At 34.6% G+C, this 15,373-nt stretch carries 15 protein-coding genes, 2 tRNA genes and 1 pseudogene; 12 read left to right on the forward strand and 6 right to left on the reverse strand.

Translation table 11 applies throughout. The annotated features are described in order from the left end of the window. Window positions 1-21 precede the first annotated feature (21 nt). From AACH21_RS01745 to AACH21_RS01755, 3 genes are all read left to right on the forward strand, one after another. The gene (locus AACH21_RS01745) at window positions 22-378 is read left to right on the forward strand and encodes a hypothetical protein (RefSeq protein WP_223823154.1); all 357 of its coding nucleotides are present in this window, start codon (window positions 22-24) and stop codon (window positions 376-378) included. Window positions 379-402: 24 nt separating this feature from the next. Further along, window positions 403-705, forward strand: coding sequence for a hypothetical protein (locus AACH21_RS01750; RefSeq protein WP_231115838.1), 303 nt, complete (start codon window positions 403-405; stop codon window positions 703-705). A gap of 107 nt (window positions 706-812) precedes the next feature. Further along, on the forward strand, window positions 813-2,339 hold the full coding sequence (locus AACH21_RS01755; RefSeq protein ID WP_077188322.1) for an acyl-CoA carboxylase subunit beta: 1,527 nt from the start codon (window positions 813-815) through the stop codon (window positions 2,337-2,339). A 53-nt stretch (window positions 2,340-2,392) separates the two neighbouring features. Here AACH21_RS01755 and AACH21_RS01760 read toward each other — a convergent pair. Then, window positions 2,393-2,465: transfer RNA gene (locus AACH21_RS01760), tRNA-Thr, on the reverse strand. Between the two features lie 247 nt (window positions 2,466-2,712). Between AACH21_RS01760 and mutM the strand changes: the two genes are divergently transcribed. Together mutM and pdxH are read left to right on the forward strand one after the other, a co-directional pair. Continuing rightward, on the forward strand, window positions 2,713-3,528 hold the full coding sequence (gene mutM, locus AACH21_RS01765) for a bifunctional DNA-formamidopyrimidine glycosylase/DNA-(apurinic or apyrimidinic site) lyase (RefSeq protein ID WP_010963068.1): 816 nt from the start codon (window positions 2,713-2,715) through the stop codon (window positions 3,526-3,528). A gap of 16 nt (window positions 3,529-3,544) precedes the next feature. Then, window positions 3,545-4,138: a pyridoxamine 5'-phosphate oxidase gene (gene pdxH, locus AACH21_RS01770; protein ID WP_022626142.1), complete on the forward strand. Its 594-nt coding sequence runs from the start codon at window positions 3,545-3,547 to the stop codon at window positions 4,136-4,138. A gap of 3 nt (window positions 4,139-4,141) precedes the next feature. On the opposite strand, the gene AACH21_RS01775 is transcribed toward pdxH, so the two are convergent. Further along, a tRNA-Met gene (locus tag AACH21_RS01775) sits at window positions 4,142-4,218 on the reverse strand. A 62-nt stretch (window positions 4,219-4,280) separates the two neighbouring features. On the opposite strand from AACH21_RS01775, the gene AACH21_RS01780 reads away from it, so the two are divergent. From AACH21_RS01780 to AACH21_RS01800, 5 genes are all read left to right on the forward strand, one after another. Next, window positions 4,281-6,440 (forward strand): ComEC/Rec2 family competence protein, encoded by a 2,160-nt coding sequence (locus AACH21_RS01780; RefSeq protein ID WP_236514433.1) that lies wholly within the window; start codon window positions 4,281-4,283, stop codon window positions 6,438-6,440. Between the two features lie 61 nt (window positions 6,441-6,501). Beyond that, window positions 6,502-6,954, forward strand: coding sequence for a hypothetical protein (locus AACH21_RS01785; RefSeq protein WP_338482654.1), 453 nt, complete (start codon window positions 6,502-6,504; stop codon window positions 6,952-6,954). 33 nt (window positions 6,955-6,987) lie between these two features. After that, complete coding sequence (locus AACH21_RS01790) at window positions 6,988-7,938, forward strand: IS481 family transposase (protein WP_338482200.1); 951 nt, start codon at window positions 6,988-6,990, stop codon at window positions 7,936-7,938. 55 nt (window positions 7,939-7,993) lie between these two features. Further along, on the forward strand, window positions 7,994-9,193 hold the full coding sequence (locus AACH21_RS01795) for a hypothetical protein (protein ID WP_338482655.1): 1,200 nt from the start codon (window positions 7,994-7,996) through the stop codon (window positions 9,191-9,193). 71 nt (window positions 9,194-9,264) lie between these two features. Continuing rightward, entirely contained in the window at window positions 9,265-10,158 is an 894-nt protein-coding gene (locus AACH21_RS01800; protein WP_236515211.1) for an RluA family pseudouridine synthase, read from the forward strand. A gap of 51 nt (window positions 10,159-10,209) precedes the next feature. Here AACH21_RS01800 and AACH21_RS01805 read toward each other — a convergent pair whose 3' ends face one another. From AACH21_RS01805 to AACH21_RS01815, 3 genes and pseudogenes are all read right to left on the reverse strand, one after another. After that, complete coding sequence (locus AACH21_RS01805) at window positions 10,210-10,398, reverse strand: hypothetical protein (protein ID WP_265029936.1); 189 nt, start codon at window positions 10,396-10,398, stop codon at window positions 10,210-10,212. Between the two features lie 116 nt (window positions 10,399-10,514). Beyond that, window positions 10,515-11,347, reverse strand: a protein-coding gene (locus AACH21_RS01810; protein ID WP_236514306.1) for an IS5-like element ISWpi1 family transposase whose coding sequence is annotated in 2 segments (ribosomal slippage) — window positions 10,515-10,978 and window positions 10,978-11,347 — 834 coding nt in all. Because the reading frame shifts where the segments join, the coding sequence is not laid out codon by codon here. A gap of 90 nt (window positions 11,348-11,437) precedes the next feature. Further along, window positions 11,438-12,289: pseudogene (locus AACH21_RS01815) on the reverse strand (IS630 family transposase). Window positions 12,290-12,646: 357 nt separating this feature from the next. Here AACH21_RS01815 and recR point away from each other — a divergent pair. Then, window positions 12,647-13,252, forward strand: coding sequence for a recombination mediator RecR (gene recR, locus AACH21_RS01820; RefSeq protein ID WP_010963080.1), 606 nt, complete (start codon window positions 12,647-12,649; stop codon window positions 13,250-13,252). 3 nt (window positions 13,253-13,255) lie between these two features. Next, the gene (locus AACH21_RS01825; RefSeq protein WP_077190565.1) at window positions 13,256-14,476 is read left to right on the forward strand and encodes a P-loop NTPase fold protein; all 1,221 of its coding nucleotides are present in this window, start codon (window positions 13,256-13,258) and stop codon (window positions 14,474-14,476) included. Window positions 14,477-14,521: 45 nt separating this feature from the next. On the opposite strand, the gene AACH21_RS01830 is transcribed toward AACH21_RS01825, so the two are convergent. Beyond that, entirely contained in the window at window positions 14,522-15,346 is an 825-nt protein-coding gene (locus AACH21_RS01830) for a hypothetical protein (RefSeq protein ID WP_007550761.1), read from the reverse strand. Window positions 15,347-15,373 lie beyond the last annotated feature (27 nt).

Genomic DNA, 15,373 nt, shown 5'->3' on the forward strand with positions numbered 1-15,373 from the left:
ATACTGATCTTATACCACCTCATGGAGCAAGATAAAAATGTTACTGAGACTGGAAAAGAAAAACTACGGCCTCTTATGTTAGAAATGTTTAATCTAGTTTCAACAGGCACTGATGTGAGCCAAGAAGTTCGGAGATTATTGCCAGAAGATATACTGAAAGAACGCGGCGAATATTTGTCACGTCTAAAACAAATTGTAAGTGATAGTATTGAAAATGACAAAAAAAAAGGAATTGTAGTAGAAAGAGATAATAAATTTTATTATGTACAGTGTCCAGAAAAAAGTGTGATCACTCCTGCAAAATTTATGAACTCCCCGGAATTTAAGGACTTAGAATATGGTGCATTGCGAATAGGAGAAGGAGATAATCTAATCTGAATAAAAAGCTGGCAATATCATGATATGCAAGGCAAAGTAAAAATGACCTTTAGGGTAGGCGATGAAAAGATCGAAATGATTTTATCTTCTGAAAAAGCTGAAAGTTTTGGTAAAATAATGGTACATATGGATGACAAAAGTTGTGAAATCTTCTCAAAGTACCTAAAAGAGCTAGAAAAAGAACCTCGTATAAGCAAGGTTGTTGAAGCTGCTAAAAGTTTTGCACAAACGAAAAGCAGTGCAGTTAGTCCACCTCTTTCTAATATGAAAAGTGTTGACACATCGCAACATTTTCAAAGTAGTGACCATGAATCACCAGAGCATTAACAATTATCATACATACATTGTTGCATATAGCAATAGTGTATGTGTATAGTTAGTAGGGTTTGTAAACTTAATAAAGTCTACAACTAATTTGAAAACTACTTTATTGTATGCAAGACTTTAAAATACTAGAAAATCTAAAAACCAAAGCACTAGAAGCTGAAAAAGGAGGCGGTTCTGACAGGATTACCAAACAACATGAAAAAGGGAAATTAACTGCTAGAGAAAGGCTCAGTATATTGCTCGATGAAAGTTCTTTTGCAGAATACGATAAATTCGTAAAACATCATGCAAATGATTTTGGCATGCAAAATGCTAATTTTTTAGGTGATGGGGTAGTGATTGGTCATGGTACTATTTATGGCAGAAAAGTTTTTGTTTATTCTCAGGATTTTACTGTCTTTGGTGGTTCACTTGGTGCGTCACATGCAAAAAAAATATGCAAAATTATGGATATGGCAATTAATGCCAGAGTTCCAATTATCGGACTAAATGATTCTGGTGGAGCCAGAATTCAGGAAGGAGTAAATTCTCTTGCTGGTTATGGAGAAATTTTTCAAAGAAACGTAAATGCATCGGGTGTTATACCACAAATTTCTTTAATTATGGGCCCATGTGCAGGAGGTGCAGTTTATTCCCCAGCATTAACTGACTTTACTTTCATGGTGAAAAACAGTTCATATATGTTTATAACCGGGCCAGATGTAGTAAAAAAGGTTACCTACGAAGATGTAAGTTTCGAAGACCTCGGTGGAGCAAAAATTCATACAAGCAAAACAGGAGTAGCGGATTTTGCATTCAATAATGATGTTGAAATGCTGCTAAAAATGCGTGAATTCTTTACTTTCTTACCAGCAAATAATCAAGAATCACCGAAACCTAAATCAACCTGTGATTCAGTTAATGATATTGATGAATCTTTAAATACTCTGATTCCTAGCAATCCTAATACTCCTTATGATATGTATGAACTCATTGAAAAAGTTTGTGATGAAAGGAATTTCTTTGAACTGAAACCTGATTTTGCTCGTAATATCATAACTGGTTTTGGTAGAATTGGAGGAAATACTGTCGGTATTGTTGCAAATCAACCTATGCACCTTGCAGGATGTTTGGATATTGATTCTTCAAGAAAAGCTGCGAGGTTTGTAAGGTTTTGTGACGCATTTAACATTCCGATCATCACACTTATTGATGTTCCAGGATTTTTGCCGGGTACAAATCAAGAATACAATAATATAATACAACACGGAGCGAAACTGCTTTACGCTTACGCTGAAGCGACCGTGCCGAAAATTAGCCTTATCACTAGAAAAGCGTATGGTGGTGCATACATTGTTATGAATTCGAAACATCTAAAAGGTGATATAAATTATGCCTGGCCAACTGCTGAAATAGCTGTGATGGGCCCTGAAAGTGCAGTTGAGATTATATTTCGACACGAAAAAGATCAGCAAACGTTAATTAAAGAATATAAAGAAAAATTTGCTAACCCATTTTTTGCTGCATCATATGGATACATTGATGACATTATAGTGCCAAGTAAAACAAGGTATCACTTTTGTAAAGCATTAGAGCTACTCAAAAACAAGAAGGTAGAAAGGATATGGAAAAAGCATGACAACTTACCTCTGTAACTTTCTTCTAAGCCTTGCTTACAAGTTATGCAATATTATAAGTATAATCAGTGTGCCGTTACCAAGACTCGAACTTGGGACCTCGTCATTACCAATGACGTACTCTACCACCTGAGCTACAACGGCAAGTTTATATATTATGATAATGAATAACACAAAAAAGAATAAGGAAAAAGAAGAGGAGAAAAAAAGATTAGCGAAAGCTTTAAAGCAAAATATTTTGAAAAGAAAAAAGCAGCAACAGAGTAGACAGAGAACCCTTTCAAAACTCGTTTGTGGTGAGGAATTTTTAGGAGAAAGCACCGCAGAATACTCGAATGTATTTGAGAACGACAAAATTACCATCAGAAACTTAAGTTTTGAAGGAGGTATCATGCCAGAACTACCGGAAGTGGAAGTAATCTCTAATTTTTTGCTTGATAAAATTAAAAACAAGCAAATCAGTAATGTTATAGTGAATAATTGGAATTTACGTGCCCCAATAACAAAAAATATTGATGATATGCTAAAGGGCAAAGTCATACGCAACATCAAGCGTAGAGGTAAGTATACCATCTGGAATACAGATGGTAGTGTGGCTGTAATCATACATCTTGGCATGAGCGGAAAGCTTATATATGCTGACCACGATCAAATGCGGAATAAGCATGATCACGTGGTATTTTTATTTTCTGACAATACTTCAATAATTTTTAATGACCCAAGAAGATTTGGATTAGTTATCGTTTTAAATAAAGAACAAGAAACGGATTTTTTTAGCGATTTTGGAATAGAGCCCCTCACGGATGAATTCAGTGGAGACTATTTACAGGAGTTGCTGAAAAACAAAAAAGTGAATATCAAATCAGCGTTAATGGACAATAAATCAATAGTTGGCGTAGGCAACATATATGCTTCTGAGAGCTTGTTTAGAGCCCGTATATCACCACTCAGGTCAGCAAAAAACTTGACCTATAGAGAGTGCGAAAAACTTGCTGCTGAAATAAAAAATACTCTGAGTGATGCAATTGCTGCAGGTGGTTCAACACTGAAAGATTATGCACAGCCATCTGGATCTGCTGGATACTTTCAAAATAACTTTTACGTATATGGTAAAGTTCAAAAACCTTGCAAGATTTGCAATAATATCATAACACTTATACGACAAAATGGCCGTAGCACTTATTTTTGCAACGCGTGCCAGAATTAAGATTTTATTTTTTGATATGATATTTTCACTTGAAAAAGATCCATTTGATTTGTTTTCAAAGTGGTACAAAGCAGTACTTAATTCTCCGTGTGAACAACCAACTGCAATGACGCTAGCAACTTGTAGCAAAGACTGTATTCCATCTGCAAGAGTGGTATTACTAAAGGAATATAGCAAAGAAGGTTTTGTGTTTTTCACTAACGTAAACAGTAAAAAAGGGAAAGAATTGACTGAGAACCCCAAAGCTGCGTTAGTGTTTCATTGGATAGAATTTGCTAGGCAAGTGCGAATTGAAGGAGAGGTTAAACTTCTAAACGATGAAAGAACTGACAAATACTTCTCTTCTCGAGCGCTGGGTAGTCAAATTAGCGCATGGTGCTCAAAACAATCGAGCATTCTGAAAGATTGGCAAGATTTTGAGCAAGCTATAAAATTGAAGGAAAAAGAATTTCACAATACACAAGTTTCTCGTCCTGATTTTTGGGTGGGATTTTGCGTAATCCCAAAAGTAATTGAATTTTGGCAAGAAGGTGAATATAGGAAGCATATTAGATTTAGATACACTCTTGTTGAGGGAAGCGATTGGAAAGTGGAACAACTATATCCTTAAAAATGGTTGCGGGAGTAGGATTTGAACCTACGACCTTCAGGTTATGAGCCTGACGAGCTACCGAGCTGCTCCATCCCGCGTCGTTGCTTATTTAGTTATTATATATACAAATAATGAAAAAAGAAAAATAAAATTTCACCACATGCAAATATCGACACACTTATTAACTTTTCTTGACATAATAGTTAGTTATATACGTAACAATCTGCGCAATGAACAATATAACTTGATACTGTGGTTTCCTGTTTTTCAGTGTGTAGGAATTCTAACCTATTTTTCCCTAAGTTTTGAACCAAGCTGCATATCTATTTTTCTTTTGCTTTTACCCACACTAATTTTGATTGCAATATTGTATAAAAGGTACGCGATATTGTGTATCGCTTTAATTGCAGTGCTCATAGGATTTACAGCTAGTAAATTAAGAACAGCTTTAGTTGATACTCAAATTCTTGATAAAGAGAGATATGTAAAAGATATCGTTGCCACAGTGAAGGATATTAACGACAGGGGCTCATATAAACAATTTCTGCTTTCTGTTGAAAAATCCCCTACTATCTCAAAATCCTCTCCTGTCATCCCAGCGCCCCCTTTTGTCATCCCAGTACTTGACCTTACCCAGAAAAAAAAGATATGGATTCCAGCGTCACGCGCTGGAATGACACCGGATAGAGCTCTAGATAACATCAGAATATCAGTTAGAACCAAAGTGGAAAAAGGCATTAAAATAGGCGATCAAGTAAAATTATCAGCAAAACTCTTCCCTCCAAAAATTGCGCCTTCGGAGTATGCATACGATTTTGCAAGAATAGCATATTACCAGAAAATAAGTGCAACAGGTTTTGCAACAAGCAAAATAACCCTGCACAAAAAGGCTGAAGCAAGGAAATTTCTAGAGTATATAGAATCTTTCCGTCAATACATTTATGAAAACCTGCAGCAAAATATCAAAAAACCACATGTAGACATAATTTCTGCATTACTGATCGGTAAAAAAGACGGCATAGATCAAAAAACTATGGACGCGATACGAGATTCAGGTATAGCACATTTGTTTGCCATATCTGGTTTGCATTTATCATTCGTTGCTGGTCTGTTTTTTGTAGTGTTTCGTAATTTATTCGCAATATCTGAAACTTTGACTCTTAAGTATAACACCAAGAAAATATCTGCATTTCTTACCATTTTGCCAACCACGTTTTATTTGTTGATTACCGGTATGCAAATTTCTGCTCAGCGTGCCTACATCATGGTGATTTTAGTACTCGTTGCAATAATGATAGAGAGAAAATATCGAGGGTTAATAGCAATTGCGTTTGCTGCTGCAGTGATACTTATCATAGAACCAGAAGTAATTTTAAAGCCTGGCTTTCAGATGTCATTTTCTGCTGTTTTGGCACTGGTTGCCAGTTATCAAATTAATGCTAATAAATTGTTCAAAATAAAAATAATGAAATATTTTGTGTCGATAATGATTAGCTCAGTAATAGCAAGTTTAGCAACTGTTCCGTACACGATATACAATTTTAATTATTTTTCAATTAGTGGCATTATCACAAATTTAGTTGCTATACCAATAGTTACATTAATTATTATTCCACTTGGAATAATCTATGTTTTGTTGATTCCTTTCGGTATTGAATGGATTATAGCGCCACTTATAGAACGCCCAATTGACAGCATTTTGTATATAACAAACGCTATCGCTAGTCTTCAGTATTTGGTTATTCCCATTCGCACTTTTCCTGCATCATCAATTATTATAATAACACTTGGTTTATTGTGGCTGTGCTTGTGGGAAAGAAATTGGCGTTTCTTCGGAATTTTCTTTATTGTGCTGGGTATTTGCTTTAGCACCGCATATAAAACCCCCGACATACTAATAAATGCTGATAATGTTGCTGTAAAAGAAAGTGATAACTTACTATATTCTCTCACCAGGAAAAATAGGAACTTTGTTGTCAAAACATGGGCGAAGCAAAATGGGCAGAACCAAATTTTGAATCATAAAAAATACAATAACTCAGATAAAAGGCTAAAGTGTAACGATTATGGCTGCATATATAATAAAGGAAATAATAAATCAGTGTTGCTAGCTTATAAGGAAGAAGATATTCTAGAAAATTGTGATAAAGTTGATTTAATAATTCAATTAAGTGAATTCGACTATTCAGTTTGTAATACTAAAACTATCAAATATGCCAATCTAAAAACATATGGCACACATTCAATTTGGTTAACAAATCGTTACATAAAGATTAATAAAGTGCGCTCTAATAGGCCTTGGCACATGTTGAAAAATTAAGAAACTTGATTTTAAGGTTTGGTTAATGTATACCTAAATAAGTTTAAACTAGAAAAATGTTATGGTTACAGACACTAAAGATCCTTTCAAAGACTATTTTGATTTTTTAGGATTTAGAAAACTTTCTGACCAGCCCAGTAGAATTTTGAGCTCTATAAGAAAGTATTCTGGTACTATATCGATAGCAAGTACCATTGCTACTCTTATAGCATTTACTACCTTTTCTATTCAGCCTGTTATAGTAAGTATTGCTGGATTTGCGTTCACGCCAGCACCTCTTGCCTTTATTCCTCTTGCAGTTTTCTTATTTACTGCTGTTATAAACTTTATAAATACACAAAAAATAAAAGAGAATGAGATAGATAAAAAAGTAGGAAACTATCAAGTTGATGAACAGTACAGCCAGATTGTTCAAGAAGCCGAAAAAATTGAAATTGTAACAAATTTAGATCGTAAGAGGAAAAAGCTTTCAATAGTTTTACCAATTTCTAAGATGTATGGTCCCAGAGAGTGATGGTATACTATCATCATCATTTAAGGAGTCATTATGGGACAGATATTACATGGGTGCGCCAAAACAACACAGACGATTCGTAGAGCAATACAAAATAGAAAAGAGAGCATAGCAAAACTCTCCAAGCATTATAACCTTAATCCAAAAACTATTATTAAGTGGAGAAAACGTTCATTTACGAAAGATGCTGATATGGGTCCAAAGCATCCAAGATCAACTGTTTTAACGCTAGAAGAGGAAGCTATAATAGTTACATTTCGCAAGTATACACTACTGCCACTAGATGATTGCCTTTACGCTCTGCAGTCTACAATTCCGCATTTGACTCGCTCTAGCTTGCATCGTTGTTTACAAAGACACAACATTAGCAGATTACCAACTGTTGATGGAGAAGTTAAGTCAAAAAAGAAATTCAAACAATATCCTATCGGTTACTTTCATATTGATATTGCTGAAGTTAGAACTGAGGAGGGCAAATTACATTTGTTTGTTGCTATTGATAGGACATCCAAATTTACCTATGTTGAGTTGTGTAACAGTGCTACAAAACCCATAGCTGCTGAGTTCTTACGTAATTTGATTAGAATTTTACCGTATAAAATCCATACTATTTTGACAGATAACGGTATACAATTTACAAACCAGAAGCGTCATAAGTATGCTTTCCAACATATATTTGATAGAGTTTGCGAAGAGAATGTTATTGAACATCGTTTGACAAAAGTTAGCCATCCTTGGACGAATGGGCAAGTCGAGCGTATGAATAAAACTTTAAAGGATGCTACAGTTAAGAAGTATTACTATCAATCGCACCAGCAACTTAAAGAACACCTTTATAACTTTGTTATGGCTTATAATTATGCAAAGAGACTCAAAACTCTTAAGGGTCTTACTCCTTATGAATTTATATGTTATCAGTGGACACAGTCTCCAGAATTATTTATACTAAATCCACACCATCACACTCTGGGACCATACATCTAAGACGCAGAGAAAAATACTAGAAGATATAGAAGCAGAAAATAGAAATAGGATTCTCTTGTTTACAGGATCATATGTATTTGGTGCTATTATAGTAGTTTCAGCAATATCACAATCCATTAATGCTCCAATAATATTAATAGCTTTATTAGTCGCTATTCTTTTATGCATCATATCAACACTTAGCAATCTAATAAGTAATAGCGTGGATCATGAAAATCATACTATTAGAAAACACAGTTCTTTAGGTCTTCTATTTCCATACTGGTCTGGAAAGGGCATGGTTGTATCAGTAGTAGAAAATAAGCTTGGTAAAAGGGAAAATGAACTAATATCTCTAATGAAAAAACTACTTAGTCCGCTTTGCAACTCATTTGACAGTAACCTTAAAAAAGCTTGCGATTTACTTGATAATAGTCTTTTAAAGCCTGCAAATATTAACATTAAAGAAACGCTTGATCACCTAAAAAAAATCAGAGAAGACATCAAAAAAGATTTAGATTGGCTACATGCAGAAATTTCAGAAGTTTTAAACAACACTAAAGAATTGACAAAAAAAGCACATTCACTAGATATTGAAGGTACTTTTTCTAGGTTAGAGAATGCTATTAAAATTGCTGAAGATAAGATTGAACGATTTGAACCAAGCCGCTTTGTAGGCTGGCTTCAATCAACTACGCAGTCTAATAATAACGAGTTCCTTAGCATGCTAAAAAAGTTAAAAGAGGATACAGAAAAGGAAAAAACGGAATTGAAGATGCAATTAAACGTAGTAAGGAATGAATTAGAAGAAATAAAAAAGAAGCAAGCTCAACCAAGTACGCCTGATTTAGAAGCTAACAATGGAAATAATACTAATAAATTATTAGTGTTAGAAAATAAAGTCAAAGAACTACGTGACACAGTTAGAAAGTTAGAGCTGGAAGCAGAACAAAATAAGCTGCAGCAAAAGAAGGAAAAGTTAGAGCAAAAAAAATCTGAACAAGAAAAAACAGATGAATGGAAAGAAAAAATCAATGGCAACCCAAGTGACTTTCTATATTATTTATTAGAATCTATTAAGCTGGAAGAAAAAGATAATAAAGAAAAAAAGGTTGAGGCAACATTACGGGATTTTGATAACAAAATAATAATTCACTGGAAAGATGGCTCTCAAACAATTTGCCATATTAAAAAACAAGGTGATCTTCCTAGTACAAAAGTTGATTTTGTAGATCAAAATATTCAAGCAGCATTTGCAGTAGCTCGCGCGGGGTAGTTGTTATAGACCACTTAGAAGTAACCTTAAGTGTTAATAATGACAAAGAGAAATTAAGGTTAGACACCTATATAGCTGAAAAATGCAACATATCACGCAGCAAAGCGCAAAGATTGATACAAAATGAGCAGGTGAAATTACTTGGCACACCGATAATTAATAATGACTACATAGTAAAACCAGATGAAGAGTATGTGGTGCATCTCGTTCAACCTGACATATCCACATCAATTGAGCCTAATTATGACATAAAACTTGATATCGTCTATGAAGATGAGGACATTATAGTTCTGAGTAAACAAAGTGGATTAACAGTGCACCCAGGTGCTGGGACAAACAATGATACGCTTTTGAACGCAGTTATCGCTCACCTTGATGTAAGACCAGGAATTGTTCATAGACTCGATAAAGATACTAGTGGGCTAATGGTAATTGCAAAAAATGAAGCAGCCCATAGTTTTTTGTCTGAATTGTTATCGAATCGCAAAATAAAGCGGGAATACTTAGCAGTAGTTTGGGGAATATTATCTTCCCAGCAGGGAACTATAGAAACTAACATTGCTCCAAAGCGTGGTAATAAAGAAATGATGTGTGTTACAAAAACAACGGGCAAATTAGCAATCACTCATTACTCAGTAGAGAAAGTTATAGGACAAGCAAGCCTCGTTAAATGCACTTTAGAAACAGGTAGAACGCACCAAATTCGAGTCCACATGAGCCACATAGGACATTCTATAGTTGGTGATCAAGTTTATGGGAAAAATAGTAGTAAAAGCACAAAATATGCTAAAAACTCTAGTTTTATTCGTAATTTCAACAGACAAGCACTACATGCTTATACACTGGGCTTATACCACCCAAAAAGTAAGGAATACATGGAATTTGTCTCTGATTTACCACAAGATATAAAAACTTTAATTGGTGAGTTTGAAAATATACCTAAGAAAGGGTTACCTGATTTTTGAAGTATAAAATCAACGGCATCATTGCTGGTATATATCTTTGGCTAAAATAAATTAAGATTTACTGCAACTACAATAAGTGCTCTTATCATCACATTTTGGTGTTAAGTCAGGATAGAACGTGAGTATAGCATCATTCTTTCTTATAAATACTGATTGATAATTGTCATCCTCCATTTTATACAGGCACATTCCATCTTTTCCCAATTCCTTAAACGCCTTAGTTGCAGAAATTATCGGCATGAAGGTTATATGCATATCCATTTGGGCATTTAACTTTCACTTCTCCATCCTTGCCCAAATATTTCATTCCAAATGTATAAACTGGCGGCTTAGAGGTTGTCCGGAAACAAGTAAATTCAAGCATATTCCCTCTTTAACATAACCCTACTCATAGCTAGGTATATGAAATTCTCAGTGGATGTTGTGAGTAAATCATACTCCTTCGATAGCCTTCTATTCCTATTAACCCAAGCAAAAGTCCTTTCTACAACCCATCTTCTTGGCTGTACTTTAAACCCTTGTTCTCTTGTTGGTAGTAGCTCAGGTGGCGTATCTTTGTGCACCCAAAATCTACATGGAGGCCTTGTAACAATTTCAATATCTATGTCATATTCTTCCTTTATGTGATTCTTTAAATTTCTTCCTTGGTATCCCATGTCAGCCCACATTTTTTTAACTTTAGTATATTTTGTTCTCATATTGTTTAATGCTATTTTAATACCATCTCTATCATTTTCGTTAGCAGCGCCTACGTAACAACCTAGTATAAAACCCTGAGTGTCTGTAATTATATGCCTTTTTCTACCCTTTACTTTTTTACTTCCATCATAGCCTTTGATCCCCCCTTTTCTGTAGTCTTTACAGATTGACTATCTACTATACAGGCACTCGGCTGCTCATTCCTTCCTATTTTTCTTCTACTATATTTTGTAATTTCATAATTCATTTTCTCAAAAATTCCCTGCTTCTTCCATTGCCTGAACTGCTCATACACAGTCTTCCATAGCGGAAAATCATTTGGTAAATACCGCCATTGACACCCTGTACGCAATACATAGAAAATTGCTTCTAATATTTCTCTTTTGCTATACTTTGGCGGCCTTCCTCCTTTCTTGTATGATACTCTGAAGTGTTTTTCTATTCTTGCCCATTCCCTTTCGCTTAGATCTGTTGGATACTTTTTTCTCATCTTTACCCCGTACTAAAATTTCAGATATTATAGCCTTTTACTTGTTTCCGGACAACCTCTTATAGCATTTCTCATAATAGTCCGAACAGGTCATAGGAAGGCAGAATCAACAGCACGACGAAAGGATTCGAATAGAGGAATGTTTTTCCTGGCTCTGTTTTTTATAGCAAACCAATGATGCTCAATTTTGTTGAAATCTGGAGAATAAGGCGGCAGATACAAAATTTCTGCACCAACCCCTTTAGCAAGCTTTATCAGACTTATGAAAAGTAGCATTGTCAAGAATGACAGTCTGTCCAGGTTCCAAGATCGGTGTCAAAAATTGCTCAAACCATCCATTAAAAACATCCATATTACAGTGGCCTTCAAAGGTTAACGGAACAACTATCTTTCTTCCACTTAAGGCTGCAACCATACTGATTCGTTGAGTTTTCTTTCCAGATTTTAAGGCATAAAACCGCTGTCCTTTCTGGCAATATCCGTAGGGGTAGTCTTCGGTGTTATCAATGCCAGACTCATCTATATACACTAAGTTTTTAGGTTCTTTTGTCGCTATAATTTTCAAAAATTCAGCACGTTTTTCTTCGTTTCTTTCCTTGTATCCATATGTCTTTTTTTGCGCGTAAATCCAATTTTTTTAAGGGCTCGATAGATCGTTTGGATACTAACGTTGTTCCAAAGTTTAGCCATTTCCGATAGAGTCTTTCCTCCGTGTTCTCTGGCAAATTTGGCAAAGGTACCCCAGTCGGTAATTTTGTGATTGTAACCCCCATTTCCAAGTTTTTTTGATTGAAAGTCTCCTGTTTCTTTTCTTCTTTGCTGCCACTCCCATAAAGTAGTTCGTCCAATCTTAAATCTTGCTGCCACTGTTTCTCTGCTTTCTCCTTCGTCTAGCGCTTCCATTGCTTTTTTTCTTAAATCATAACTATATGCTGCTGGCATTCAACCTCCTTATCATCATCTACCCTTATCCTATCACATCCGGACTTTTATGGAAAGAGCTATACTTGGTAGAGTTAAATTTCCTGGATCCAAGTAGTCGGCTACTCGGATGACAGGAGAAGGTACTGCCGTCATAAAGGAACCAGTGTCAGCTACTTGGATGATACCTTTTTTCTACTTAGTTTGGGTTATGCAAGAAGTCTATTATAATCAGGCTTTAAGTGTGCGGAAGTAATTTTTTTCGTTAAAGTAAAAAATTTTTTCTATAGCTGATCAAAGTGGGATCAAGAGAAACTTACCACTTTCTTTACAAAGGGTTTGATGTTACCATTTGACTGCCTATTCTGAATTTATTGAATGAACGTTAACATAAAGAATCTAGTTCATGCTTTCTCTAAATTGCCAAGTTTAGGGCCATCATCATCACGCAGGTTAGTTATACATTTACTCCAAAACAAAGAAAAAGTTATGCTACCACTTGCATCTTTGATTAAAGAGCTAGCAGATCTTATAATAGAGTGTGAAGTTTGCGGAAATCTAGATACTAAGTCACCTTGTTCTATTTGTACTAACCCAAAACGTGACACTAAGTTACTGTGTGTAGTAGAAGAATTAGGTGATCTATGGGCGTTTGAAAAAGGAAATATATATTCAGGTTTATACCATGTTTTGGGTGGCAGATTGTCTGCAATAAATGGCATAGGTCCAAAAGAACTCAACCTTGACACTATTCTGAAAAGAGTGACAGAGTCTAAAATTGAAGAGATAATTATCGCAATTAATCCGACATTAGAGGGCCAAGTTACTGCACAATATATAATTGAATTGCTAAAAAATTTGGATGTGAAAATATCACGCCTTGCTTGCGGCATACCAATGGGCGGAGAAATTGACTATCTTGATGAAGGAACGCTGAGGATAGCACTTACTTCAAGACAAGAATATGAGTTAAATATAAAATAAGACATGTGCTTAAAAAAACTTATATCGCTAATAACATTCAAAAAGAAAAAAATAGTGCCACCACTTAAAGTGGTGGCTTGGGAAAATGACCACCTAAACTATAAGCAATTTTCAGGTAAATTCAACACTATAATTAAAACAATTGATCAGTCTTTTACAATAATATCTTTGGAAGGATATGATGGATGGGGCAAGACGTTTTTTTTGAAAGAATGGGTAAAAGAGTTAAAACAGCAAAATGAAATTGCAGCTTATTATAGTGCATGGGATATCAATGCATTGGACCAACCACTGCCTTCTTTTTTAAATTTCCTATTTGAAGATTTATTTGTATCGTATAAAGTAAAAAGAAGTGTTATACAACAGTTCAAGAACATAAACCAAGAGCTATTTTCTCTAAACACACTAGGAAAGCTGATCAGTAAATCTCCACTTGCTATGCTTTCAGTATTTCTTGATGCTGCAAAAGAGGCTGATAAAAAAGACATAGGTTTTGTCTTGAGTGAATTAAGTCTTCTCCAAAGAAGAAAAGAGAGTACTAGAGATTTTAAAACACAGTTAGCGGATGTGGTTAATAAAATCAGAAAAGACAAAAACATTTATATAATGGTGGATAATCTTGATGTGTGCCGTCCTAAATTCGTTGTCGATTTTTTGGAATCTATAAAGTATATGCTTGATGTGGAGGGGCTGGTTTTCATTATTTCTGTAAGTAAAGATAAGAGTAATGTACAAAGAGCAATCAGCACAATACTTGGACCAAATTTTGACCTAAAATCTTTTACTGATCTCTCTTTACATTTGCCAAAACAACCGATAGAAAAATTTACAAAAGAACTATTTGAAAATATTAAATTACCGAAAAAGTCAAAAAATTTGATTGTAGATAGTTTTATATTTTATACAGAAAGCCTGTCACTATCGTTAAAAACAATAGAATACTGCGTAAAAAAAATAAAGCTGTGTCTTCTGAATCACACAAGAGAAGAATTACCTGATCCGAATTTGTTTTCATTTTTGGTAATACTGCAATCGATAAATATTGATATATATGAGGAATTAGGTTTTTCATATCAAAGAGCATTGGAAAAAATTGAAAATGAATATAAATCTTTAGTTCTAAATGGTCAAGAAGAATGGGAAAAACTTAAAACCTCTCTAGAAACTGCTTTTGCAGAGAGGGAGTCAAAAATTAACAAAGCTATAAAGGATATACTATTTTGAAAAGATACCCTACCTTTACATATACAAAGATAGGGTAACATTTGATTAACGCCCTTTTACTATGTCATTACCTTGTTCAAACTTTCTGATTAATTCGCTTACATTGACATTAGATAATTTTTTACCTGCAGATTTGTCATTATGTGAAGCATCAGGTTTACGAAGGTCTTCCTTACTGTTACTCCTAGTAATATTACATCTAACAATGTTTGAATTATTAGACTTATCGCTTACATCTGAAATATTGCTTTTTTCACTACATGAAGACGAATTACTCGACATATTGCCTAAGCTAAAGAGCTTTTTACCTTGATAGATTGGATTCCAATCAAGTGGATTATAAGTTTTTTTGCTAGTCTCAACCTTTTGGTTATTTTGCTGTTTAGGAGAAAAACCAAGTTTTTCTCTTTCTTTCTTGCTTAGCGTTTTGAGAAATTTTACGGTTTCTAATTCATCAGTTGCTTGTACTTTATGTAAATCAAAGCTTTTTTGATGGTTATCCTGCTTAACATTTTCCATCATTTTATCTTTTATTGTTCTATCCTCATCATCAGAAGTGCTGCTACTAATATCACTGATACCACTATCCCCTGAATTGCGGCGTTGTTTGTTAGGAGTGCTATGAATGTTGTCTTCCATGAGTTTTTGCATTGTTGGGCCAAATGTTCTTCCAAGATTGCTACTCACTGTTTTATTACTATCATTTGCTTGAGAATGAGGTACATTTCGCTCAAAAATTGCTTTTATTCCAGCAAATTTAGCTTGGGAAGATTTCGGAGGAACAGGTGGGGCAACCATGCCTTTTGAGTTAATCTTTCCTTCATTTTGAGGAAAAATTTTTGGATTATTTTTTTCTACTGTAGTATTCATTTTTTGTATCCGTTCAGCGGAGTGGCA

The organism is Wolbachia endosymbiont (group A) of Ophion costatus (assembly GCF_963969245.1).
GTDB lineage: Bacteria > Pseudomonadota > Alphaproteobacteria > Rickettsiales > Anaplasmataceae > Wolbachia > Wolbachia pipientis.